Raw genomic sequence first — 22,390 nt, 5'->3', positions numbered from 1 at the left:
CGCATGACCGTCGCCCACACCACTGCGGCCAGGGTGCGCCGCATCAACCCCTCGCCCAGCACGGCCGCCGCCCAACGCGTGCGCGAGCTGGGGAGCCAGGGGCTCGTCATCCACGACCTCACCGTCGGCGAGCCCGACTTCGACACTCCCGCACACGTCAAGGCGGCGGCGGTGCGGGCCATCGAGGCGGGACAGACCAAGTACACCCCCGTCAACGGCACCCCGCAGCTGCGGGCCGCGATCATCGAGAAGCTCCGCTCCCGGCACGGCCTGCACTACACGGACGCGCAGATCACCGTCGGCGGCGGAGCCAAGCAGGTCATCTTCCTCGCGCTCATGGCCACCCTGGACGAAGGCGACGAGGTCGTCGTGCCGGCTCCGTACTGGGTGTCGTACCCCGACATGGTCCTCGCCAACGACGGCACCCCGGTCATCGTGCCCTGCTCCGAGGCCGACGGCTTCAAGCTCACGCCCGGAGCGCTGCGGGGGGCCCTCACCCACCGCACCCGCTGGGTCATCCTCAACACCCCCGGCAACCCCACCGGCGCCGCCTACACGACGGACGAACTGCGCGCACTCGCCGAGGTCCTCCTCGACCACCCCCGGGTGCGGGTGCTCACCGACGAGATCTACGACGAGATCTGGTTCGGCGAGGGGCGGAGCCGATCGCTGGCCGCCGTCGAACCGCGCCTGGCCGACCGGGTGTTCCTCACCAACGGCGTGTCCAAGACGTACGCGATGACCGGCTGGCGGATCGGCTACGGAGCCGGTCCCGCCGACCTCGTCTCCGCGGTCAACACCCTCCAGTCGCAGATGTCGTCCTGTCCCTCCTCCGTGAGCCAGGCGGCCGCGGCGGCCGCGCTGACCGGCCCGCAGGACTTCGTCGAGGAAACGGTCCGGACCTACCGCGCCCGGCGCGACGCCACCGCCAAACTCGTCAACGACATTCCCCGCCTGAGCTGCACCCCGCCCGCGGGCGGCTTCTACCTGCTGGTGAACTGCGCCGACGCCATCGGCCTGCGCACCCCGGACGGCGAGCACATCGCCGACGACGAGCAGTTCGCCCGCCACCTGCTCGACAGCCGGCAGGTGGCCGTGATCCACGGCTCCGCCTACGGCGCACCGGGCTACTTCCGCATCTCCTTCGCCACCTCCGCCGACGTCCTCACCGAGGCGTGCGCCGGAATCGCCGCGGCCTGCGCCGCCCTCGCCCCGGCCGCGTCCACCTGAGAGGCCCCCGTGAACACCATCAGCACGAAGTTCGAGCGTCCCGACCCCGATCTCGTCAAGCAGCTGAGCGCCTTCTCCTCCGCGACGATCCACGAGGCACAGGGCCGTCTGGGCGCCCTCGACTCGACGATCAAGCCGGTCGACCACGGCATGAAACTCTGCGGTCCCGCCTTCACCGTCGTCTGCGCGCCACGCGACAACCTCATGCTCCAGACCGCGATCCACTACGCCCGGCCCGGCGACGTCATCGTCGTCTCGGGCGGTGCCTACGCGGAGGCCGGTTCCTTCGGTGACGTCCTCGCCAACGCCTGCCAGTCCAAGGGACTCGGTGGCCTGATCACCGACACCGGCGTCCGGGACACCCGGGAACTGCGCGAGCTCGGCTTTCCCGTCTTCTCCCACAGCGTCTGCATCAAGGGCACCGTCAAGGAGACCGTCGGCCCCCTCTGCGAGCCGGTCACCGTCGGCGGCCAGCTGATCCGGCCCGGAGACGTCGTCAACGCGGACGCCGACGGCGTGGTGGTCGTGCGACGGGAGGACCTCACCGAGGCGATCGCCGCCTCGCAACGGCGCATCGACACCGAGGCCGACTTCATCGCCGCGTACCGGTCCGGCAGGACCGTGGCCGAGATCTGTAACCTGGCGCCGCTCCTCGCCGCGAAGGGTGTGGTGATCGACGAGTAGGGCACCGGCCGCCCACCACCAAGGGAGAGGCACACCTCAGCGGCTCGTCATGCGTGAGCGCACGGCGCGCGCGGAGATCCTCGCCGACCTGTGTGATGCGTCTGTGGCCCGTGGAGAAGCGGCTGGTCACCTGCCTGCCGCGGCATGGCGCAGCAGTGGGGCGACGCGGTGCGGCACGAGTTCGCGCATGGCCAGGGCTGTCGTCGTGCGTTCGATGCCGGGAGCGGCGAGGATCTGCCCCGCGATCCGGTACAGATCCTCGGCGTCCGTGGCGACCACCCGTACCAGCAGGTCGGTCTCGCCGCTGAGGCCGAAGACCTCCACGACCTCCGCGATCCCCGTGAGCGCCTGGGACACCTCGGCCAGACGATGCTGGTCGACCCGTGCGGTGACGAACGCGGTGAGCGGATAGCCCAGGGCCCTCGGGGCGACCCGGCGCTCGAAGGATCCCAGTGCGCCGCCCTGCTCCATCCTGGCCACCCGTGCCTGGACGGTGTTGCGGGACATCCCCAGCCGCTCGGCCAGGGCGACGACGGTGGCCCGGGGGTCGGCGTCCAGAGCGAGCAGGATCCGCGCGTCGGTCGCGTCCAGGGTGCGTTCGCTGTTCATGGTGCTCAGTCCGTCTCTCTCGGCTACCTCGGAATTTGAGCAGAATGCTCAATCGAACGACGGCAACTTGTGCATTCGAAGGGTCACCTGTCCACTGGCTGAGCACAGCGGTGAATGTGCGAAGGCATGATGCCGGCAGCGGAGGTGGTCTGCGATGGTCGCGAAGGCCGATCTGGTCGATGCCGATCTGGTCGATGCCGATCTGGTCGATGCGGATGGGGTCGATGCGGATGGGTTCGATGCCGATGGGGCGGACCTTGCCCGGCAGGTGTCTCTCCCCGTGCTGCAGGCGGTCGAGCAGCGGGTGCTGTGGCTGTCCACCGCGATCATCGACCACGCCAACCGGGTGCGGCCCAACCCCTCCGGCCTGAAGGTCGGCGGCCACCAGGCGTCCAGCGCCTCGATCACCTCGATCATGACAGCCCTGTGGTTCCACGCCCTGACCGCTGACGACCGGGTGTCCGTCAAGCCCCATGCCTCGCCGGTGCTGCACGCGATCAACCACCTGCTGGGCGGACTGGACGAGTCCTGCCTGACGACCCTGCGCGCCTTCGGTGGCCTGCAGAGCTACCCCAGCCGGTCCAAGGACCCCGACTCCGTCGACTACTCCACCGGTTCGGTCGGCATCGGCGCCACCGCCCCCCTGTGGGGCACCCTCGCCCGCTGTTACGTCGAGGGCCACTTCGGCGGCGCCGGTACGGGACGGCAGTACTCCCTGCTCGGTGACGCGGAGCTGGACGAGGGCGCCATCTGGGAGGCGATCCAGGACCCCATGGTGCCCGGCCTGGGCGAGGTGGTCTGGGTCGTCGACCTGAACCGGCAGTCCCTGGACAGGGTGGTGCCCGGCATCGCCGCGGACCGGCTGCAGGGCATGTTCGCGGCGGCGGGCTGGCAGGTCATCACCCTCAAGTACGGCCACCTGCTGCGGGAGTTGTTCACCCGGCCGGGCGGCGAGGCCCTGCGCGCCCGTATCGACGCCATGGGCAACCCCGAGTACCAGCGTCTGCTGCGCTGCTCCGCGGGCCAGCTGCGCGAGCGCCTGCCCGGCACCGGTTCCGTCGCCGGGCCGATCGCCGCACTCGTCGCGTCCCTGGACGACGCCTCGCTGCTCGCCGCGTTGCGCAACCTGGGCGGCCACGACCTCGGCGCGCTGACGGAGGCGTACCGTGCCGTGGACGACACCCGCCCGACCGTGATCTTCGCGTACACCGTCAAGGGCCACGGGCTGCCCACCGAGGGCCACCCGCAGAACCACTCCTCCCTGCTCTCCGCCGAGCAGATGAGGGCACTGGCCCACCGCCTGGGGACCGACCTCGACCACCCCTGGGCGCACTTCGCCGACGGCTCGCCGGAAGCGACCCTGACCGCGGCCGCCGCCCGGCGCCTGCGCCGTCCCCGGCGCGAGCCCCGGCAACCGCCCGCCATCCCCGCCATCCCCGCCATCCCCGCCGACCTCGACCGCCCCGCACCGACCGGCACCGGCAACACCCAGCAGGCGCTCGGGCGCGTCCTGTTGGACCTCACCCGCCGGGCGCCGGAGGCGGCGCGCCGGATCGTCACCGTCAGCCCGGACGTCAGCTCCTCCACCAACCTCGGCGGCTGGCTGAACAAGGTCGGCGTGTGGTCGGCGACCGAGCGCCCCGACTGGTTCGCCGACGACGCCGAGACGATCCTGCACTGGCGGGAGCGGCCGACCGGCCAGCACGTGGAACTCGGCATCGCCGAGACCAACCTGGTCGGCCTGCTCGGCGAACTGGGCGCCACTTGGAGCCGCTGGGACCAGCCGCTGCTGCCCATCGGCGTGGTCTACGACCCCTTCGTCAACCGGGCTCTGGAACCGTGGTCGTTCGGCATCTACGCCGGAGGTCAGTCGATCCTGGTCGGCACGCCCTCCGGCGTCACCCTCGCCCCCGAGGGCGGCGCGCACCAGTCCATCACCACACCCTCCCTCGGCATCGAGCAGCCCGGTTGCGTCACCTACGAGCCGGCGTTCGCCATCGACACCGACAGCATCATCGCCGCAGCGCTCGACCTCGTTCACTGAAAGACCCGGAAGACCCGAAAGACCCGGAAAGAGAGTCGCAGGGGCCCCTTCACGCGCCCCCCGGCGACCGTCGGCCGGCCGGGTGTGTCGAGATCAATCGATAGATCCACCGATAGATCCGTCAGATCGGTCGATATTCACCAATCCGCAGAGACGGCCGCTCCGAATCCTCAAGCGTCAGGGAAGTTGGCATGGAGGACGGACGGTATGACACCTATCTCCAGGAGCGGTGCGGGGCGCAGGGGCCTCGCGACCCTCATCGCGGGTGCGCTGGCCGCCGGGGGACTCACAGCCGCCGGTGTGGTCACGCTGGAACCGGGGGCGGCCTCCGCCTCCAGTCACCGGGAGGCTCCGCTGATCTCGGGAGAACCCCGGTACGACAACACGGACGTGTACGCCTTCGTCAGCCCGGACCATCCGGAGACGACGACGATCATCGCGGACTGGATCCCGTTCGAGGACCCGGCGGGCGGCCCGAACTTCTACACGTTCGCGGACGACGCCCAGTACGACATCCACATCGACAACAACGGTGACGCGCAGGGCGAACTGCTGCTGCGCTACACCTTCACCACGCACACGAAGTCGAAGAAGACGTTCCTGTACAACACGGGCCCGGTCACCAGCCTGGACGACCCGGACCTGAACGTCACGCAGACCTACGACATCGAGCTGCTCAAGCTGCACGACCAGAAGGTCGTGTCGGAGACGAAGCTCGCCGACGACGTACCGGTGGCGCCGTCGAACGTCGGCAAGGCGTCGATGCCGGACTACGGCAAACTGCGCCGCCAGGCCGTCCGTCAGCTCGCCGACGGCGTCCAGACGTTCGCCGGCCAGGCGGACGACCCGTTCTTCCTGGACCTGCGCGTGTTCGACCTGCTGTACGGCGGGAACCTCTCCGAGGTCGGCAACGACACCCTCAAGGGCTACGACGTCAACTCGGTCGCCCTGCAACTGCCCACCGACCTGATCACCGAGTCGAAGGACCAGCCGGTCGTCGGCATCTGGTCGACCACCCAGCGGAAGAACGCGCAGGGCTCCTACGAGCAGGTCTCCCGTCTGGGCAACCCGCTGGTCAACGAGGTCGTCAACCCGCAGAAGGACAAGGACAGGTTCAACGCGTCCTCGCCGTGGAACGACGGCCAGTTCCTGAATAACGTGACCGGTCCGGAGCTGCCGAAGCTCATCGAGTCCGGCTACGGGATCAAGGCGCCAGCGGAACCGCGCAACGATCTCGTCGACGTCTTCCTCAAGGGCGTCAAGGGCCTCAACCAGCCGCCGAACGTGCGACCGGCGGAGATGCTGCGCCTGAACACCTCGATCAAGCCGGCCGCCGAACCGAAACGGCTCGGCGTGCTCGACGGCGACAAGGCGGGCTTCCCGAACGGGCGTCGGCTCACCGACGACGTCGTGGACATCGCGCTGCAGGTCGTCGAGGGTGAGCTGGTCGGTGCCAAGAACGACCTGGGTGACGCGGTCGACGCCAACGACCGGAAGTTCGGCGACTCCTTCCCCTACCTGGCCGAACCCGCGGCGGGTTCGCGAGGCCCGCTCGCGAAGGGCACGACCGGTGGCAATGACGTCCGCAACCAGGTGGGCGACGCCCTGCAGCCGGCCGGCTCCGCCGACGGCAGGCACAACACCGGCCTGATCGCCGCGTCGGCGGCCTCGGGCGCGGTCGGGATCCTGCTGATCGGCGGGGGACTGACGTGGTGGCGCCGACGCACGCGGCGGCCGAACTGAGAGACACGGGCAGGAGGGGGCGGGGGTCGGCGAGACGGACTCCCGCCCTCTTCTGCCGGCATCCCCCGACCGGAACCTGCACACCGGCCAGAACCCGGCCTCCTCCGAACTGCTCGCGGGGGGAACCTGATCACCAGGCTCGGGCAGGGCGGCTGAACCGCCTCCGGAAACCCTGAACGGGGTGCAACGGGGCGCGGTGCTCAGCGCACCCGGATCCCGGTCAGCACACCGTCGCCCACCTCGTGCAGGGTGACGGCGAACTCCTTCTCCGTGGCGAGGAGTTCATGGAACGCGCTCACCTGGTCGCGGTGGCTCACCGCGTTGTCCACGGCCACGATGCCGTACGGCTTCAGGATGCGCCGCAGTTGCGGCCAGTAGTCCACGTAGGCCGGTCGCTCGGCGTCGAGGACGACCAGGTCGACGGATGCGTCGGGGGTCCCGGCCAGGGTCTCGGCGCCGTCGCCGTGGACGACGTCCGCGTACTCCCGGACTCCAGCCCGGTCCAGGTTGGCCAGCGCGGCGGTGATCCGGTCCGCGTCGATCTCCACCGTCGTCAGGCGGCCGCCGGTGTCGCGGACCGCGTCGGCGAACCAGATCGCCGAGTAGCCGTTGGACGTGCCGATCTCCAGGACGGACGTGGCGCGTCGGGCCCGGATCAGCGTCGAGATCAGCCGGGCCGCGTCCGGGGTCATGTTGCGCAGCCTCAGCAGCCGGTCGGCCAGCGGGCCGTCGTGTGCCCGCCCCTCCTGGTGGAGGTCGTCGAGAACACGCGCCAGCTGGTCGTCCACGGAGGCTCCCCTCGTCGGTGTGCCTGCTGTTGCTAGCACGTCCGGCGGGGCGTCGTACATCGGGAAAACAGGGACTCAGCCCGCGTTGAGCTCCGTCAGCTCGGCCAGCGGCAGCGTGTGCTGGGTGTGCAGGACCTTCGCGCGCAGGTAGCGGACGTTGTGGGCGGTGCTGAAGACGCCGGTCGGGACGCGGTCCCGGACGGTCACGCCGAGGCCGCGCAACTGCTCGGCCTTGTCAGGGTTGTTGGAGAGCAGGTCGAGGTCGGTGATCCCGAGGGCGGCCAGCATCTGGGCGGCGGCGGTGTAGTCACGGGCGTCCTCGGGGAGGCCGAGGGCGGCGTTCGCCTCGTAGGTGTCGAGGCCCTGGTCCTGGAGGGCGTAGGCGTCGAGCTTGTTGTAGAGGCCGATGCCGCGGCCCTCCTGGCGCAGGTAGAGCAGGACGCCGCCGCGGTCGGCGATGCGCTCGACGGCCTCGCGCAGCTGGGGTCCGCAGTCGCAGCGGGCCGAGCCGAAGACGTCGCCGGTCAGGCACTCGGAGTGCAGACGCACCAGCGGGAGGGCACCGGGGGCGGGCTCGCCGATGACGACGGCGACGTGCTCCTGCCCGTCGGCCAGGCCATGGAACGTGACGAGCTCGGTGTTGACGCTGTAACCGTCGTTGAAGCGCAGCGGGACCCGGACACGGGCGCGCTGGGTGGCGGCGGGGAAGTCGGTCATCGGGGTCTCCAGTGGGACGTCGCGGGTGCCTGCTTCAGATTTGAAGCAGATCCACGGCTGGAACCCTACCCCATGCTTTAAATTTGAAGCAACAGATTTCCGTACGGTTTCGGGAAATCGAGTGCACGATCCGGGTTCGCGATCCGGGTTCGAGATCCGGGTTCGAGATCCGGGTTCGAGATCCGGGTTCGGGGTCGGGTTCAGGATCCGGAACAGGGCGACGACGACCGGCGCCGCCACGGCAGCTTGTCCGAGGCCGGGAGGGGGGTCGACTCGTCGCCCTCCAGCGCCCGCGTGATCACGGAGCTGATCTCCTCCAGCTGCTCCACCTGCTCGTCGGAGAGATGGTCGAAGACCGCCGCCCGTACCGTCTCCACATGTCCCGGCGCCGTCCGCTCCAGCACAGCCATGCCCTCGTCCGTCAGGATCGCGAAGCTGCTCCGCTTGTCCCACTGGCAGTCCTCGCGCCGGACCAGCCCGTCCTTCTCCAGCCGCGTCACGGCGTACGTCAGCCGGCTCCGGGTGATCTTCGACTTCTGGGCGAGATCGGTCATGCGCAGCTTGCGCTCCGGCTCCTCGGAGAGGTTGGCGAGGATGCCGTAGTACAGGTGCGGCATGCCGGCGTCCTGCTGGAGCTGCCGGTCGATCGCGTCCTCCAGGAGGTTCGTCGCCGCCATGTAGGCGCGCCAGGCGCGCTGCTCCTTCGCGGTCAGCCAGCGAGTCGTCATGCCACCAGTGTAGGTTTGTTTCAAACTTTAACCAAGCGTCCGAGTCAGAGCAGCCCGCCGGCCCACCGGCCTGCCCCGCCGCCGCCGAGAGTGAGCGCGTCCGATGCCGTACCCCTACGTCCTGCTGTCCGCCGCCGTCTCCCTCGACGGCTACCTCGACGACACCGGCCCCGACCGGCTCCTGCTCTCGTCCCCCGCCGACTTCGACCGCGTCGACGAGGTACGCGCCTCCGTCGACGCCATTCTGATCGGCGCCGGCACCATCCGCGCGGACAACCCCCGGCTCCTGGTCAACTCCCCGGAGCGGCGCGCGGCCCGGACCGCCGCCGGCCGGCCCGAGTACCCGCTCAAGGTCACGGTCACCGCGACCGGCGACCTCGACCCGGACGCGAACTTCTGGCACACCGGCGGCGAGAAGATCGTGTACACGACGGACGAGGGCGCGCGGCGGGCCCGCGCCCTCGGGACCGCCGCCGACGTCGTCTCCCTCGGCGCCGACCTCGACTGGCGGCCGCTCCTTGAGCACCTGCACGACGTACGGGGCGTGCGGCGCCTGATGGTCGAGGGCGGCGGCACCGTCCACACCCAGCTCCTCCAGCAGGGCCTGGCCGACGAGGTCCAGCTGGTCCTGGCCCCCCTCTTCGTCGGCGATCCGAAGGCACCGCGGCTGTTCGGTCCCGGCGGGTACCAGGCCGGGCGGCTGAGGCTCCTGGACACCCGCCGTATCGAGGACGTCGTCCTCATGCGCTACGAGCCCACGGCCCCCGGTGCGGGTGGATCGGTGTCCGCAGCGGACCGGCACTGGCTGCGGCTCGCCTGCGAACTGGCGGCCGAGTGCCCGCCCTCCCGGACCGCGTTCAGCGTGGGCGCGGTGGTGGTCGCCGCCGACGGCACGGAACTGGCCCGCGGCCACTCCCGGGAGGCCGGCGACCCCGTGGTCCACGCGGAGGAGGCGGCCCTGGCCAAGCTCCCCGCGGCCGACCCCCGGCTGGCCATGGCCACGGTCTACACCAGCCTGGAACCCTGCACCCACCGCGCCTCCCGCCCGCACCCCTGCGCCGAGCTGATCCTCCGGGCCGGGGTACGGCGGGTGGTGACGGCGTGGCGCGAGCCGGACACGTTCGTGGCGGCGGCCGACGGGACGGGGATGCTGCGGGAGGCGGGGGTGGAGGTGCTGGTGCTCGGGGAGTACGAGGGCCTGGCGAAGGCGCCGAACGGGCATCTTCTGGGCTGATGGCTGATGGCTGATGGCTGATGGCGGAGGGGCGAGCGGGACGGGTCGGACGGGTCGGACGGGCCGGATGGGCCGGATGGGCGGGCCGGAGGGGCGTTCACTCGCCTGAGGTCACCTGAGCCGGTGTTGGCGCAGCGGCTCTGCCGTAGCTGTGGCCGCGGCCGTAGCTGTGTCCGTGCCGGTCGGTGTCTCGGCGGCCGTGAGGCTGGCGAGCAGGGCCAGGCGCTCGGCGGACGGGCTGCCGGGCTCGGCGTGGAAGCACATCATGGTGAGGCTGTTCGTGCCCAGGACCGCCAGCTTCTCGATCCGGAGATCCAGCTCACCGACCTGCGGGTGCCGCAGCAGGGCCCGTCCGCCCTGCTTCGGGCGGACGTCGTGGCGCGCCCACAGATACCGGAAGCGCTCGCTGTGCACGGACAGTTCGCCGACCAGGGCGGACAGCCGAGGGTCGCCCGGATCCTCCCCCACCGCCACCCGCAGCGTCGACGCGAGGCCGCCCGTGGCGACGTCCCAGTCGCGGTGCAGGGTGCGTACGGCGTCGTTCAGGAACACCTCCCGGGCCAGGTTCGCCCCGGGCCGGTGCGCGGGGGAGAGGGCGACGGCCAGGGGGGTCGCCGCGCGTACGTCGCAGAGCCGCCCGGCCACCACCACGGGCAGCGCGGACCACGTCTCCAGGAGCATGCGGATGCCCGCCGGCACCTGCTCGCCGCGTGCCCGGGAGCGCCGGGGCGGGGCGGGGGCCGCGAGCTGGTGGAGATGGGCCGTGCCCTCCGCGTCCAGGTGCAGGGCCCGGGCGAGGGCTTCGACGATCTGCGGGGAGGGGTGACGGTTGCGGCCCTGTTCCAGCCGGATGTAGTACTCCGTGCTCACCCCGGCCAGCAGCGCCAGCTCATGGCGGCGCAGCCCCGGCACCCGCCTGCGGCCCGCGTCCGGCAGCCCGAGCAGCTCCGGGCTCAGCAGGGCCCGGCGCGCACGGAGGTACTCGCCGAGCGGCCCCGGCGCGTGGGTGTCGCTGCCCTGTGCCATGAGCCCAGGCTAGGCGGCGCGGCCGCGGCGATCCTGTCCCCGTGAGTACCACCCTTCACAGGGCGACGACGGATCCGTCCCGCGCTCCTAGTGTCGGCCTGGCCGACCTGCCCTTGGGCCGGCGGTTGTTCCGAGTCAGGAGAGTGCGATGAACAGACACCTTGCGATACGGATCGGCGCGGCCGTGGCCGCCGTCGCGGCCGCGACGGCACTGGCGACCGGTCCCGCGACGGCCGTGTCCCGGCCCGCCGGACACCCGGGGACGGGCGCTGCCGCCGGCTCGGTGTCCGCCCGCGAGACCGCGGCCGACAAGGCGCTGGTCACGTACGTGTACAAGCAGCTGTTCACCTACTACGACACGTCCGTGATCGACAAGTACGTCTCTCCCGACTACGTCCAGCACAACCCCACCGTGGCCAACGGGCCCGAGGCGCTGCGCCAGCTGGTGGAGAACCTGAAGGCGACGGCCACTCCCGGCAGCGGGTCGGTCACCACGCACGTGATCGCACAGGGCGACCTCGTCCTGCTCCAGACGCACGCGGGCACGTCCGACACCTTCAGCGGCGTCGGGCTCGTCGACGTGTTCCGGGTGGAGAACCACAAGATCGTGGAGCACTGGGACACCATCCAGCCGGTCCCCGCCACCACGGCCAACGGCCACGACATGTTCTCCACGCTCACCTCGCCGCAGACCGACGCCGCCGGCCCGGCCTCGCACACCGCAGCGAGCGAGCGCCTCGTACGCGCCTACGTCCAGCAGCTGGACGGCCGGAAGGATCTCGGCGCGGTCGACCGCTACGTCTCGCCGAAGCTGGTCCAGCACGACCCGGCGCTCGCCGACGGCGCTGCCGCAACCAAGCAGGCCTACGCGAACCTCTTCGCCGCGCATCCGCGGTACCAGGCCACCGTCGCCAAGGTCGTCGCCGAGGGCGACCTGGTCGCGGTCCACCTCCACGACCAGAACAGCCCCTCCGACCTGGGCACGTCGGTGTACGAGATCTTCCGGGTGCGAGGCGGGAAGATCGTCGAGCACTGGGCGGTCACCCAGGCCGTCCCGGCCACCTCGGCCAACGGCAACAGCATGTTCTGAGCAGGACCTCCCGGGGGCCGGTACCGCGACCGTCCACGGTCAGGTCCCGGCCCCCTCCCCCTCCCCCCTCGCCTCGTACGAGAGCAGAACGTCATGAGTCAGTCCCGCCCTCGATCCGCCCGGCCCGGCGCCGGCCCGGAGGCCGCTCCGGGCGTTGTCCGGCTGGGGGACCCCCTCGTCAACTTCTACCTGGTGGATCACCCCGACGGGCTCACCCTCGTCGACGCCGGCCTGCCCGGACAGCGGCGGCGGCTCCTCGACCACCTGGCCGCCGCCGGCCGGAGCCCGGCCGACATCCGGGCCGTCCTGATCACCCACGCGCACCCCGATCACATCGGTCTCGCGGCGGAGCTCCAGCGGGCCGGCGCGGAGGTGTGGGTCCACGAGGACGACCGGGCCATGCTCACGGACGGACCGCGCAAGGCCATGCGGCACGCCAGGTCCGAACGCTCCCCGCTGCCGTACCTCGCCCGCCGTCCCGCCGCGCTCGCCACCATGGTGTCCATGGCCCGCCAGGGCGCCTTCACCGCGGCGGCGCCCGCCCGGGCACGCACGTTCGGCGACGGCGCGCGGCTGGACGACGTGCCCGGGCGGCCGCTGGCGGTCGCGCTGCCCGGCCACACCCCCGGCAGCACCGGCTTCCACTTCCCCGACCAGGGCCTGTTCTTCACCGGCGACGCCCTGGTCACCCAGGAGGCCTTCACCGGGCACACCGGCCCCTGCCTGGTCTGCCGCGCCTTCACCCATGACTCGGCCGCCGCCCTCGCGTCCCTGGACGCCATCGCCGGGCTGTCCCAGGAGACCGTCCTGCTGCCGGGGCACGGCCGGCCGTTCGACGGCGGCCCCCGGGAGGCGGTCGCCCGGGCCCGGCGCTTCGGCGTCCGCTGACCCCGTCGAAGGCTCCGCCGCCCCCGTGCGTCTCAACCCGTGTGACTTCCCCTCTTCGGATGGCGTATGCTGGTGTCACCGACGCGGGGTGGAGCAGCTCGGTAGCTCGCTGGGCTCATAACCCAGAGGTCGCAGGTTCAAATCCTGTCCCCGCTACTGAAACTCAGGGCCGGAATCCAATCGAGGATTCCGGCCCTGAGTCATACCCAGGCACGTGTTCCTCATCACACACGTCCAAACTCATCCGCCCGGCCCACACCATTCGCCCCACCCGCTCGCAGCGGCAAACCTGGACGGACAGGCATCGAAGACATCGGACGCGTCGAACACGTCAAGCGCGTCGAACACGTCGAGCGCACCGGAGACGTCGCACACGTCGGACACATGGGACATCAGGGGGGTCGTGTGGCGAGCCGTGCAGAGGCGGAGCAGCACGGCCAGGCATCCGCCCCCACCCTCGCCCGCTACCTGCCCGCGCTGCTGATCGGCGCGGGCGTCTGCTACGACGTCCTCACCCCCCAGCCCTTCACCGCGGTCCCCTTCTTCACGGCGGCCCCGCTGATCGCCGCGCCCCTGTCCTCCCTGCGCACCACCGTCCTCACGGGTCTGGCCGCGCTCCTCGCCACCTACGCCGTGCACGCGCGGTTCGCCGTCCTCCCGGATGCCGACGCCGTGACCGAAGTCGTCACCGTGGTCACCGTCGCCGTCCTCGCCGCCGGCATCAACCGGATCGTCCGCATCGGCGACCAGCGCCTCGCCTCCGCCCGAGAGGTCGCCGAGGCCGCCCAGCGGGCCGTCCTGCCCGAGCCCGCCGAGCGGATCGGCGGCTTCGAGATCGCCGCCCGCTACGAGGCGGCCCAGGAGGGCACCTTCATCGGCGGTGACCTGTACGCCGTCCAGGACACGCCGTACGGCGTGCGGCTGGTCGTCGGCGACGTGCGCGGCAAGGGCATGGGCGCGGTCGCCGCCGTCGCCGTGGTGATCGGCGCGTTCCGGGAGGCCGCCGAGCAGGAGGCCACGCTGGAGGCGGTGGCCGCGCGGCTGGAGCGGGCGCTGGCGCGTGAGGGCGTCCGGCGTGGCGGCATCGACGCCCACGAGGGGTTCACCACCGCCGTACTCGCCGAACTCCCGCACGGCGACGGCACGCTCCGGGTCGTCAACCGCGGTCATCCGCCGCCCCTGCTGCTGCACGGCGACGGCGAGGTGTGCCCGGTGCGGGCGCCGGAGTCCGCGCTGCCGCTCGGGATGGGCGAGCTGGGGGCGTGGCCCGACCGGGCGGCCGAGCACGTGTTCCCGAGCGGGGCCACGCTGCTGCTGCACACCGACGGCCTCTCCGAGGCCCGGGACGCGCACGGCCGGTTCTACGACCCCGAGCGACGGCTGTCCGGTCGTACCGTCACCGCCCCCGGCGCGCTGCTGGCCCGGCTCGCGGCCGAGGTGCGCCGGCACACTGGTGGCGGCATGACGGACGACATGGCGCTGCTCGCGGTGCGGCGGCCCTGAGCGCCTGCTCTGTGCGTCGGCCGTGTGCGTCGGCCGTGTGCGCCTGCCCAGTGCTGTGTCACACATCGTGTTCGGACGGCCGCCCTCCGCATCACAACTGAGTCACCATCAAAACCTGTGTGACTCCTGAGCTGAGCAGCGAGCACTGCCAACTCGACCGTTTTTGACCGATCGTGGCAGGTAAGTCCAAGCTTTGAAAGCTTAATGATCAAGACGAACGGCTTGGAATCTCATAGCTGGGTCTATTAACGTTCGATAACGCAGCGCGGTCGTCCCAGCCGTCACCCGCGACGGCTCCGTGCGCACGCGCCGAATCCCGCAAGGGAACCGGGGAACCACCACCTTGGGGTGAATCGCACGGCTACCGCCGGGTAGGAAACGGCCGGTATACGCGCGTAGGAGACCTTCCCGCTCCGAACCCGTCAGCTAACCCGGTAGGCGACGGAAGGAAAGGAGTACGCCCGCGTGGCGTCCAACCGGCCTGCTCCGACAGCCCCGTTCGTGCCCAGCCAGCGTCAACCCGACACCTTCGGCTACGGCAGCTACCGCACCGACGAGGGCCCCTGGGAGGAGTGGAACCCCACCGAGGAGTCCCTGGCCTCGGAGCGCGGCCGGCACCGGGTCGCCAAGCAGCGCGGCGGCGGGCTCGCCCGCAGCTCCACGGTTCTCGGCGTCGGCGTGATCGCCGCCGTCGGCGCGGGCGGCATGGCCAGCGCCAACACCGGCAAGCCGCCGGTCTCCATCTCCCTGCCCGACCTGCCGTCCTCCGTCGGCTCCCTGCTCGGCGAGGGCACCGGCCACCAGGCCACCCAGACCGCGCTCAGCAGCGTCACCACGACGACCGCCACCGACGGGGACTCCTCCGCGTCCTCCTCCGACGCCGGTGAGGCGCTGCGCAGCCGGATCATCGCCCAGGCCGCGCAGCAGCAGAACCAGCTCGACACCAAGGCCAGTGCCAAGGCGGTCGCCGCCGCCGACAAGGCGGTCGCCGACGCCGAGGCCAAGGCGGAGAAGGCGGCCGCCGCCAAGGCCGCCGACGCCAAGGAGAAGGCCGAGGCCTCCGCGAAGCAGAAGGCCGAGCAGGCCCGGCTCGCCGAGCTGGCCAAGCAGTACACGCTGCCCGTCGTCTCGTACACGATCACCGGTACCTTCGGCCAGGCCGGCTCCATGTGGTCCTCCGGCTACCACACCGGCCTCGACTTCGCCGCGCCCACCGGCACGCTGATCAAGGCCGTGCACAGTGGCACGGTCACCGAGGCGGGCTGGGCCGGCTCCTACGGCTACCGCACGATCATCACCCTCGACGACGGCACCGAGCTGTGGTTCTGCCACCAGTCCTCGATCGGCGTGAAGGTCGGCCAGAAGGTCTCCACGGGCGACGTCATCGGCCGCGTGGGCGCCACCGGCAACGTCACCGGCCCGCACCTCCACCTGGAGGTCCACCCGAACGGCCAGGCCACCGCCATCGACCCGATGACCTGGCTGCGCGGCAAGGGCCTCAACCCCTGACCCGGACCCCACCGGCCGGTCCCCGGCGGCCCTGACGGCAACCCCCCGGCGTCAGGGCCTTCGGCGTGCCGCGCCCAGGGGAGGCGGTGAGCCTCGGGCGGGCGGTGAGCCTCGTGCAGGCGGTGAGCCTCGTACCGTGCGCCTTTACAAGAACTTCGTGTTGCGCCGAGATGGGGCGCCCGGTGACGCGTGTTGAAGTGAGGCATGAGTGCTTCTTCCGCTTCCCCCGCCCTCCGTAAGCTCGGCGCCTCCGACCTGGAGGTCTTCCCGCTCGCCCTCGGCGGCAACGTCTTCGGCTGGACCGCCGACGAGGCCGCCTCCTTCGCCGTCCTGGACGCCTACGCCGCCGCGGGCGGCAACTTCGTCGACACCGCCGACTCGTACACGGCGTGGATCGAGGGCAACAAGGGCGGCGAGTCCGAGACGATCATCGGCAAGTGGGTCAAGGCGCGCGGCAACCGCGACGACGTCGTCATCGCGACGAAGGTCAGCCAGCACCCCGAGTACCTCGGCCTGTCCGCCGCCAACATCAAGGCCGCCGCCGACGCGTCCCTGCGCCGCCTCGGCACCGACCGCATCGACCTCTACTACACGCACTTCGACAAGCCCGAGGTCCCGGTCGAGGAGATCATCGGCGCGCTGGACGAGCTGGTGCGGGCCGGCAAGGTCCGGCACATCGCCGCGTCGAACATCACGCCGGAGCGGCTGCAGGAGTCCCTGGACTTCTCCGACCGCGAGGGCCTCGCCCGGTACGTCGCCCTCCAGCCCCACTACAACCTGGTCTCCCGCGACACCTACGAGGGCCCCCTCCAGGACCTGGCCTCCCGCACCGGCCTCGCGGCCGTCCCCTACTTCGCCCTGGCCGCCGGCTTCCTCACCGGCAAGTACCGCCCCGGTACGACGGTCGACAGCGCGCGAGCGGGCCGGGCCGCCCAGTACCTGGAGTCGGACCGCGGCCAGAAGGTCCTCACCGCCCTCGACGAGATCGCCGAGACCCACTCCGCCCCCATCCCCACGGTCGCCCTGGCCTGGCTGGCAGCCCAGCCCACCGTCGCGGCCCCGATCGCCTCGGCCCGCACGGTGGAACAGCTCCCGGCACTGCTGGGCGTGGCGGACCTGAACCTGACGGACGAGGAACTGACAAGGCTGACGACGGCTTCCGCCTGACCGCTTCGGTCCCCCTTCCTTCTCCTCTTCCGGGACTCGCATTCCCTTTTCTTCTCCGCCGCAACGGCGCTCAGCCCCCGTGGCGCATCCCGGCGGTGCCGAATCCTCCGCAACCCGAAGCACTAACTCCGGTACGGGTTGTAGGCCGGGTACGGCACCGCCGCCCCGTACCACCCCGGCGTCCCGTAGGCCGGCGGTGCGTAGCCGCCGTACCCCGGCCACCCGCCCGGCGCAGCCGTCCGTGCCGCGTACTCCAGGGCCGGCCGCACCAGCTCCCGACGGCTCCACAGCTCGGTCAGCAGCTCCCGCTCCCGCACCACGAAGTCGGCTCCCGCCCGCCCGCGCTGCCCCCGGCGCCGCAGCAGCGCGAGCGTCGTCGCGTACCCCTCGTACTCGGCGACCGCCCTCCCCGCCGCCTTCCCGAAGTGGTACGCGGCGTACTCCCGGGCCATCTGCCGCGCCCGCATCGACCCGAGCACGAACGGCTCGGCCGTCCCCAGCCACCCCGCGTAGACGTATGCCGGCAACTCCTCCCGCACGGTCCGCAGCTCCCGCTGCCGGGTCCAGATCGCCAGCCAGGCCAGCAGCCCGAACGACGGCACCATGAACATGCCGTACACGGCGAAGAACCCGTACTGCCCGAACGTCGAGGACCCGTTCCAGAACGCGTGCATGCTCATCGCGAGCAGCAGTCCGGCGAGCGGCACCAGCACCCGCCGCGCCCGCTGCCGTTCCCCGGAGAGCGCGGCGATGCCGAAACCGATGCCGGTGAGGACGGTGAAGAGCGGGTGTGCGAACGGGGACATCACGATGCGCACGAAGAACGTCGCGGCGGTGACGGAGGCGATCCCGCTGTCACCGGTCAGCTGGTCGGTCCCGAAGGCCGTACCGAGGTAGAGGATGTTCTCGGTGAACGCGAACCCGGTGGCGGTGACCCCGGCTATCACCACCCCGTCGACGATCCCGGTGAAGTCCCGTCTGCGGAAGAGGAAGACGAGGAGCACGGCCGCCGCCTTCGCCGACTCCTCGACGACCGGCGCTATCACGGTCGCCCCGAGCCGGTCCGCGCTGCTCGGATCCGCGGTCGCCGTCGCTATCCATCTGGTCGCGAAGCTGTTGGCGACGATGGCTATCAGCGCGGCCGCGCAGGCGCCCCAGGCGAAGGCGAACAGCAGGTTCCGCCAGGGGCCGGGCTGCACCCGGTCGAGCCATCGGAACGCGCCTATGAGCAGCGGCACGGGCAGGACGGCGAGCCCGAGCCCGACGAGAAAGCCCTCCGTCCCCGTCTGCTCCCGCACCAGCGCGAGGATCACCAGGCCGGAGAGGGCGAGCAGCGTGCCCAGCGCCCCGTACCGCACCCAGCGCCGCTGCCACCAGCGGGGATGCCGCAGACCGTCGTCGGCCGGGTCCGGTGGGTACGACGGATGTGACGGATGTGACGGATTTGGCGGATACGACGGATGCTGCGGGTACGGCGAGTACGGCGGCGGGGAGGTGGCCACGGCATCGACCCTAACGAGGTGACTCCTGACGGTGCTGCTCGCTCTGCGGCACCCGGTGCTGTACGCGACGGAAGAGCAGATCGTTCACCACATGTCCCTTGTCCAGTCCCTGGCCCTCGAAACGGGTCAGCGGCCGGTGCGCCGGACGTGGCGCGAAACCGCCGTCGGCCTGCGTGTTCTCGAACTCCGGGTGCGCGTCGAGCACTTCGAGCATCTGCTCGGCGTACGGCTCCCAGTCGGTCGCGCAGTGCACGATCGCCCCGGGCCGCAGCCGGGTCGCGGCGAGATCGAGGAACTCGGCCTGGATCAGCCGCCGCTTGTGGTGCCGCTTCTTCGGCCAGGGGTCCGGGAAGTACACGCGCAGTCCGTCCAGCGAGTCCGGTGCCAGCATCTCCCGGAGCAGGATGATCGCGTCGCCGTTCCCGACGCGGACGTTGGACAGCCCGTTCTGGTCGGCGAGGTTGAGCAGGTTCCCCTGTCCCGGCGTGTGCACGTCGACGGCGAGGATGTCGACGCCCGGGTCCTCGGCGGCCATCTGCGCGGTCGCCTCGCCCATCCCGAACCCGATCTCCAGCACCACCGGGTTGCCGTTTCCGAACAGCTCGCCGAGGTCGATGACCCGCTGCCCGTCGATGTCCAGGCCCCACTTGGGCCACAGCCGCTGCAGCGCGTCGGCCTGTCCGGCGGTGACCCGGCTGCGGCGCGGCTGGAAGCTGCGGATCCGCCGCTCGAAGTGCGACCCGGCGGGATCGGCCCTGGGCCCGTCCGGGAACCGCGGCTCCCCCTTGGCCCGGGTGTGCCGGACGGACACCCCGGGGGCGTGGTGGGGGTGCTCACCGGGGGCGTGCTCGGCGGGCTGGGGGGCTTCGGGGGCATTGTGGGAGTCAGACACAGTGGGTCGATTTTACGGCCCCCACGGGACGGCCTGCGGGGTGTCACACCGAGCCCAGCGTCTCCAGCGCCCGCCGCGCCACTTCCCGCCCGATCGGCAGCGAGGCGGTCGCCGCGGGCGAGGGCGCGTTCAGCACGTGGACCGCGCGCGGCGCCTCCTTGATCAGGAAGTCGTCGACGAGCGTCCCGTCCCGCAGCACGGCCTGCGCCCGCACCCCCGCGGCCGTCCGCACCAGGTCTCCCTCCTCGGCGGCGGGCAGCAGCCGTCGTACGGCCGTCGTGAACGCCTTCTTCGACACCGACCGGAGCAGCTCCCCGCCCCCGTACCGCCAGTGCCGCCGCGCCAGCGCCCAGGACCCGGGCCAGGCCAGCGTCCCGGCGACCTCCCGCGGCCGTACGACGCCCCACCCGTACCCCTCCCGGGCCAGCGCCGGCACCGCGTTGGGCCCGATGTGCACGCCTCCGTCGATCCCGCGCGTGAGATGCACCCCGAGGAACGGGAACGCCGGGTCCGGCACCGGATACACCAGCCCCCGCACCAGCTCAGGGCGGGCCAGCTCGTAGTACTCCCCGCGGAACGGCACGATCCGCATCCCCGGCTCGTCCCCGGTCAGCCGCGCGACCTCGTCGCAGTACAGCCCCGCGCAGTTGACCAGCACGCGCGCGCGTACGACGTCCCCGCGCGAGGTGAGCACGGCCACGCCCCGCTCCGGCCGCCGGTCCACGCGGACCACCCGGGCGCCGTACCGGATCTCCGCCCCCGAGGCCTCCCCGAGCTGCCGGGCGACCCCCACGAAGTCGCACACCCCGGTCGTCCCGACGTGTATGGCGGCGAGCCCCCGCACCTCGGGCTCGTACTCCCCGATCTGCGCGGCCCCGAGCTCCCGCACCGGTATGCCGTTCTCCCGGCCGCGCTGCACCAGGGCGTGCAGCCGGGGCAGCTCGGCCCGCTCGGTGGCGACGATCAGCTTGCCGGTGACGGCGTGCGCGATGCCGTACTCCGCGCAGAACTTGACCATCTCCGCGGCACCCTTGGCGGCGTACTGCGCCTTCAGCGACCCGGGCCGGTAGTAGATCCCGCTGTGGATGACCCCGCTGTTCCGGCCCGTCTGGTGCCTGGCCGGCCCGGCCTCCTTCTCCAGCACGGTGACCCGGATCCCGGGCGCGGCACGGGTGATCGCGTACGCGGTGGACAGCCCGACGATGCCACCCCCGACGACGAGCACATCACAGTCGTAAGCAATCCCGGCCCGCACCTGCACCACCTCCCACGCTCGATAGTGCACTGCGCCACTGACAGCCACTTCAAACGCACGGGACCGCGGCGCGCCCCTTCAGGGCACGGGGCCGTATTCGACAAGCGGCTTCGGACACGCGCCCCAAAGGGGCGCGGGGAACCGCGCGACCAGCCCCCACGCACCCGCACCCGCCCGGTGTCCTCAGGTCGCAGACGACTGGGCGCCCCTCACGCCGGCGCCATCAGCAACGGCCGGGCCCGCTCCCGCAGCTCCACCACCCTCGGCTCGTCCCCGTACGGCTCCAGCCGGTGCAGCAGATCCTTCACGTACTCCGTCGTCCGCGCCGACGAGATCCGCCCGGCCACCTCCACGGCCCGCACCCCCTGCTCGCACGCCGCGTCGAGGTTGCCCGACTCCAGTTCGGCGACGGCCGAGACGACCAGCCGCAGCCCGTGCGACCGCACGAACTCCTCCGTCGGCTTGGAAAGGGCCTGCTCCGTGAAGCGCCGCACCTGCCGCGGTGCCTTCAGGTCCCGGTAGCACTCGGCCGCGTCCGCGGCGAACCGGTCGTAGCCGTAGAAACCGAGCCAGGAGGGATCGTTGTCCCCCTCGCGCGCCCGCTCCAGCCACCCCTCCGCGCCCTTCAGCGCGGCCCCCGCGGCCTGTGCGTCACCCGCCCGCGCGTGTGCCCGCGCCTCGACCAGCCGGAAGAAGCTCATGGTCCGCGCGGTCGCCAGCCCCCGGTTCCGCTCCACCGCGGCCTGCGCGAGGTCGACGCCCTCGTCGCCGAAGCCCCGGTACGTCGCCTGCAACGACATCGATGCCAGGACGTACCCGCCGAGCGGCACGTCGGCCGCCGCGCGGGCGAGCCGCAGCGCCTGGATGTAGTACCGCTGCGCGGCCTCCTGCTGCCCGGTGTCGAAGGCCATCCACCCGGCAAGGCGCGTCAGTTCGGCACTCGCCCCGAACAGCGCCCGCCCGACCTCGTCGGAGTACGCGCCGAGCAGCAGCGGCGCCGCCTCCACGCGTAGACACTCCGGCACCATCGACGACCGCCAGTCGCCGCCGCCGTACTTGGAGTCCCAGCGCCTGGCGTCCTCGGCGGCCTCCCGCAGCTTCTGCACGTCGCTGTGGCCGACTTTGAGCGGTGCGCCCGCACCGTCCACGGCGTTCGCCTCGCGCGCGACCGAACTGTCGGCGGGGGTTATCAGCCAACGCGAGGCGGGCGTTGCGTATGCGCTTACCGCGAACGATCCGGCCAGCGACTGCCAGATGCCGCCGGAACCGGCCCGGCGGCCGGCGAGGTCGAGGCGGTACAGCTCCGTCGCCGACCGCACCGCCTGGCCGACGTCCCTGGGGAAGGCGAGGCCCACTTCGGGGGCGGGATCCGCGTCCGCCAGGCCGATCTCGTGGAGCGGCACAGGGCGGCCGAGCTTCTGGCCGATCGCGGCAGCGATGAGGTGCGGGGCGGCGCCCTGCGGCACCATTCCCTTCGACACCCAGCGCGCCACCGACGTCTTGTCGTAGCGAAGAGTCAACCCGCGTTGAGCGCCAAGATCGTTGACGCGTCGCGCGAGTCCTGCGTTGCTGATTCCCGCGAGGGCGAGAACGGCGCCGAGTTTTTCGTTCGGCCCGCGTTGCTCCCTGGACATGCGCCACCCCTCGACACAGACGGCTGCCGCGCTGGCATAACCACGCGGCATTCGTAAACCCAGCGTAGTTCGCCGCATCCCAAGCGTTAAGAGGCATTGTTCCGGATGGCGGGATTGTGGTCCGTACGCGAGTGCGGCCCGTATACG

19 protein-coding genes, 1 tRNA gene and 1 riboswitch are annotated in these 22,390 nt (G+C 71.7%); of the genes, 11 read left to right on the top strand and 9 right to left on the bottom strand.

Annotation, left to right across the window (positions count from 1 at the left end; translation table 11 throughout):
• Positions 1-3: 3 nt before the first annotated feature.
• Together ACFWPS_RS37835 and ACFWPS_RS37830 are read left to right on the top strand one after the other, a co-directional pair.
• Positions 4-1,230, top strand: a complete 1,227-nt coding sequence (locus ACFWPS_RS37835) for an aspartate transaminase (RefSeq protein ID WP_383714025.1) — start codon at positions 4-6, stop codon at positions 1,228-1,230.
• A gap of 9 nt (positions 1,231-1,239) precedes the next feature.
• A complete protein-coding gene (locus tag ACFWPS_RS37830) occupies positions 1,240-1,914 on the top strand; it encodes a 4-carboxy-4-hydroxy-2-oxoadipate aldolase/oxaloacetate decarboxylase (RefSeq protein ID WP_383714023.1) in 675 nt (224 codons plus the stop codon).
• Between the two features lie 126 nt (positions 1,915-2,040).
• Here the strand turns inward: ACFWPS_RS37830 and ACFWPS_RS37825 are convergent, their stop codons facing one another.
• Positions 2,041-2,523, bottom strand: a complete 483-nt coding sequence (locus ACFWPS_RS37825) for an Lrp/AsnC family transcriptional regulator (protein ID WP_383714021.1) — start codon at positions 2,521-2,523, stop codon at positions 2,041-2,043.
• Positions 2,524-2,677: 154 nt separating this feature from the next.
• Between ACFWPS_RS37825 and ACFWPS_RS37820 the strand changes: the two genes are divergently transcribed.
• A complete protein-coding gene (locus ACFWPS_RS37820) occupies positions 2,678-4,567 on the top strand; it encodes a pyruvate dehydrogenase (RefSeq protein WP_383714018.1) in 1,890 nt (629 codons plus the stop codon).
• Between the two features lie 207 nt (positions 4,568-4,774).
• A complete protein-coding gene (locus ACFWPS_RS37815) occupies positions 4,775-6,310 on the top strand; it encodes a DUF4331 domain-containing protein (protein ID WP_383714015.1) in 1,536 nt (511 codons plus the stop codon).
• A 200-nt stretch (positions 6,311-6,510) separates the two neighbouring features.
• Here the strand turns inward: ACFWPS_RS37815 and ACFWPS_RS37810 are convergent, their stop codons facing one another.
• The 3 genes from ACFWPS_RS37810 to ACFWPS_RS37800 all read right to left on the bottom strand — a co-directional run bounded on the left by ACFWPS_RS37810 (position 6,511) and on the right by ACFWPS_RS37800 (position 8,543).
• A complete protein-coding gene (locus ACFWPS_RS37810; protein ID WP_383714012.1) occupies positions 6,511-7,098 on the bottom strand; it encodes an O-methyltransferase in 588 nt (195 codons plus the stop codon).
• A gap of 75 nt (positions 7,099-7,173) precedes the next feature.
• The gene (ribA, locus tag ACFWPS_RS37805; RefSeq protein WP_383714010.1) at positions 7,174-7,815 is read right to left on the bottom strand and encodes a GTP cyclohydrolase II; all 642 of its coding nucleotides are present in this window, start codon (positions 7,813-7,815) and stop codon (positions 7,174-7,176) included.
• A 200-nt stretch (positions 7,816-8,015) separates the two neighbouring features.
• Positions 8,016-8,543 (bottom strand): MarR family winged helix-turn-helix transcriptional regulator, encoded by a 528-nt coding sequence (locus tag ACFWPS_RS37800; RefSeq protein WP_383714007.1) that lies wholly within the window; start codon positions 8,541-8,543, stop codon positions 8,016-8,018.
• A gap of 103 nt (positions 8,544-8,646) precedes the next feature.
• Here ACFWPS_RS37800 and ACFWPS_RS37795 point away from each other — a divergent pair, with 103 nt between their 5' ends.
• Positions 8,647-9,777 (top strand): dihydrofolate reductase family protein, encoded by a 1,131-nt coding sequence (locus ACFWPS_RS37795; protein ID WP_383714005.1) that lies wholly within the window; start codon positions 8,647-8,649, stop codon positions 9,775-9,777.
• A gap of 111 nt (positions 9,778-9,888) precedes the next feature.
• On the opposite strand, the gene ACFWPS_RS37790 is transcribed toward ACFWPS_RS37795, so the two are convergent.
• Positions 9,889-10,803, bottom strand: coding sequence for a helix-turn-helix domain-containing protein (locus ACFWPS_RS37790; RefSeq protein ID WP_383714003.1), 915 nt, complete (start codon positions 10,801-10,803; stop codon positions 9,889-9,891).
• A gap of 148 nt (positions 10,804-10,951) precedes the next feature.
• Between ACFWPS_RS37790 and ACFWPS_RS37785 the strand changes: the two genes are divergently transcribed.
• The 6 genes from ACFWPS_RS37785 (at position 10,952) to ACFWPS_RS37760 (ending at position 16,960) form a co-directional block, all read left to right on the top strand.
• Complete coding sequence (locus ACFWPS_RS37785) at positions 10,952-11,893, top strand: nuclear transport factor 2 family protein (RefSeq protein ID WP_383714000.1); 942 nt, start codon at positions 10,952-10,954, stop codon at positions 11,891-11,893.
• Between the two features lie 93 nt (positions 11,894-11,986).
• On the top strand, positions 11,987-12,781 hold the full coding sequence (locus tag ACFWPS_RS37780; protein WP_383713997.1) for an MBL fold metallo-hydrolase: 795 nt from the start codon (positions 11,987-11,989) through the stop codon (positions 12,779-12,781).
• 82 nt (positions 12,782-12,863) lie between these two features.
• A tRNA-Met gene (locus ACFWPS_RS37775) sits at positions 12,864-12,937 on the top strand.
• Between the two features lie 228 nt (positions 12,938-13,165).
• Positions 13,166-14,284, top strand: a complete 1,119-nt coding sequence (locus ACFWPS_RS37770) for a PP2C family protein-serine/threonine phosphatase (protein ID WP_383713995.1) — start codon at positions 13,166-13,168, stop codon at positions 14,282-14,284.
• A gap of 297 nt (positions 14,285-14,581) precedes the next feature.
• Positions 14,582-14,742: riboswitch (cyclic di-AMP (ydaO/yuaA leader) on the top strand.
• A 7-nt stretch (positions 14,743-14,749) separates the two neighbouring features.
• A complete protein-coding gene (locus tag ACFWPS_RS37765; protein ID WP_383713992.1) occupies positions 14,750-15,793 on the top strand; it encodes a M23 family metallopeptidase in 1,044 nt (347 codons plus the stop codon).
• Positions 15,794-15,997: 204 nt separating this feature from the next.
• Complete coding sequence (locus ACFWPS_RS37760; protein ID WP_383713989.1) at positions 15,998-16,960, top strand: aldo/keto reductase; 963 nt, start codon at positions 15,998-16,000, stop codon at positions 16,958-16,960.
• Positions 16,961-17,082: 122 nt separating this feature from the next.
• On the opposite strand, the gene ACFWPS_RS37755 is transcribed toward ACFWPS_RS37760, so the two are convergent.
• The 4 genes from ACFWPS_RS37755 to ACFWPS_RS37740 form a co-directional block, all read right to left on the bottom strand.
• A complete protein-coding gene (locus ACFWPS_RS37755; RefSeq protein WP_383714114.1) occupies positions 17,083-18,351 on the bottom strand; it encodes a PrsW family intramembrane metalloprotease in 1,269 nt (422 codons plus the stop codon).
• Between the two features lie 121 nt (positions 18,352-18,472).
• Complete coding sequence (trmB, locus tag ACFWPS_RS37750) at positions 18,473-19,354, bottom strand: tRNA (guanosine(46)-N7)-methyltransferase TrmB (protein ID WP_383713986.1); 882 nt, start codon at positions 19,352-19,354, stop codon at positions 18,473-18,475.
• Between the two features lie 43 nt (positions 19,355-19,397).
• Positions 19,398-20,618 carry an L-2-hydroxyglutarate oxidase gene (gene lhgO / locus ACFWPS_RS37745; RefSeq protein WP_383714112.1) on the bottom strand — a complete coding sequence of 407 codons (1,221 nt, stop codon included), beginning with the start codon at positions 20,616-20,618 and terminating at the stop codon, positions 19,398-19,400.
• A 200-nt stretch (positions 20,619-20,818) separates the two neighbouring features.
• On the bottom strand, positions 20,819-22,243 hold the full coding sequence (locus ACFWPS_RS37740; protein WP_383713983.1) for an MFS transporter: 1,425 nt from the start codon (positions 22,241-22,243) through the stop codon (positions 20,819-20,821).
• Positions 22,244-22,390: the final 147 nt, after the last annotated feature.

The sequence above is a fragment of the Streptomyces sp. NPDC058457 genome, assembly GCF_042720695.1.
Lineage (GTDB): Bacteria > Actinomycetota > Actinomycetes > Streptomycetales > Streptomycetaceae > Streptomyces.
Note: the sequence above shows the minus strand (reverse complement) of the source record. Positions and strands in the feature narration are given on the sequence as shown.

What these genes read in the sequence shown, in the direction of transcription:
- ACFWPS_RS37835 (WP_383714025.1), top strand. Translation starts at nt 4, where the DNA reads ATGACCGTCGCCCACACCACTGCGGCCAGGGTGCGCCGCATCAACCCC.
- ACFWPS_RS37825 (WP_383714021.1), bottom strand. Translation starts at nt 2,523, where the DNA reads ATGAACAGCGAACGCACCCTGGACGCGACCGACGCGCGGATCCTGCTC.
- ACFWPS_RS37820 (WP_383714018.1), top strand. Translation starts at nt 2,678, where the DNA reads ATGGTCGCGAAGGCCGATCTGGTCGATGCCGATCTGGTCGATGCCGAT.
- ACFWPS_RS37815 (WP_383714015.1), top strand. Translation starts at nt 4,775, where the DNA reads ATGACACCTATCTCCAGGAGCGGTGCGGGGCGCAGGGGCCTCGCGACC.
- ribA (WP_383714010.1), bottom strand. Translation starts at nt 7,815, where the DNA reads ATGACCGACTTCCCCGCCGCCACCCAGCGCGCCCGTGTCCGGGTCCCG.
- ACFWPS_RS37800 (WP_383714007.1), bottom strand. Translation starts at nt 8,543, where the DNA reads ATGACGACTCGCTGGCTGACCGCGAAGGAGCAGCGCGCCTGGCGCGCC.
- ACFWPS_RS37795 (WP_383714005.1), top strand. Translation starts at nt 8,647, where the DNA reads ATGCCGTACCCCTACGTCCTGCTGTCCGCCGCCGTCTCCCTCGACGGC.
- ACFWPS_RS37790 (WP_383714003.1), bottom strand. Translation starts at nt 10,803, where the DNA reads ATGGCACAGGGCAGCGACACCCACGCGCCGGGGCCGCTCGGCGAGTAC.
- ACFWPS_RS37785 (WP_383714000.1), top strand. Translation starts at nt 10,952, where the DNA reads ATGAACAGACACCTTGCGATACGGATCGGCGCGGCCGTGGCCGCCGTC.
- ACFWPS_RS37780 (WP_383713997.1), top strand. Translation starts at nt 11,987, where the DNA reads ATGAGTCAGTCCCGCCCTCGATCCGCCCGGCCCGGCGCCGGCCCGGAG.
- ACFWPS_RS37770 (WP_383713995.1), top strand. Translation starts at nt 13,166, where the DNA reads ATGGGACATCAGGGGGGTCGTGTGGCGAGCCGTGCAGAGGCGGAGCAG.
- ACFWPS_RS37760 (WP_383713989.1), top strand. Translation starts at nt 15,998, where the DNA reads ATGAGTGCTTCTTCCGCTTCCCCCGCCCTCCGTAAGCTCGGCGCCTCC.
- ACFWPS_RS37740 (WP_383713983.1), bottom strand. Translation starts at nt 22,243, where the DNA reads ATGTCCAGGGAGCAACGCGGGCCGAACGAAAAACTCGGCGCCGTTCTC.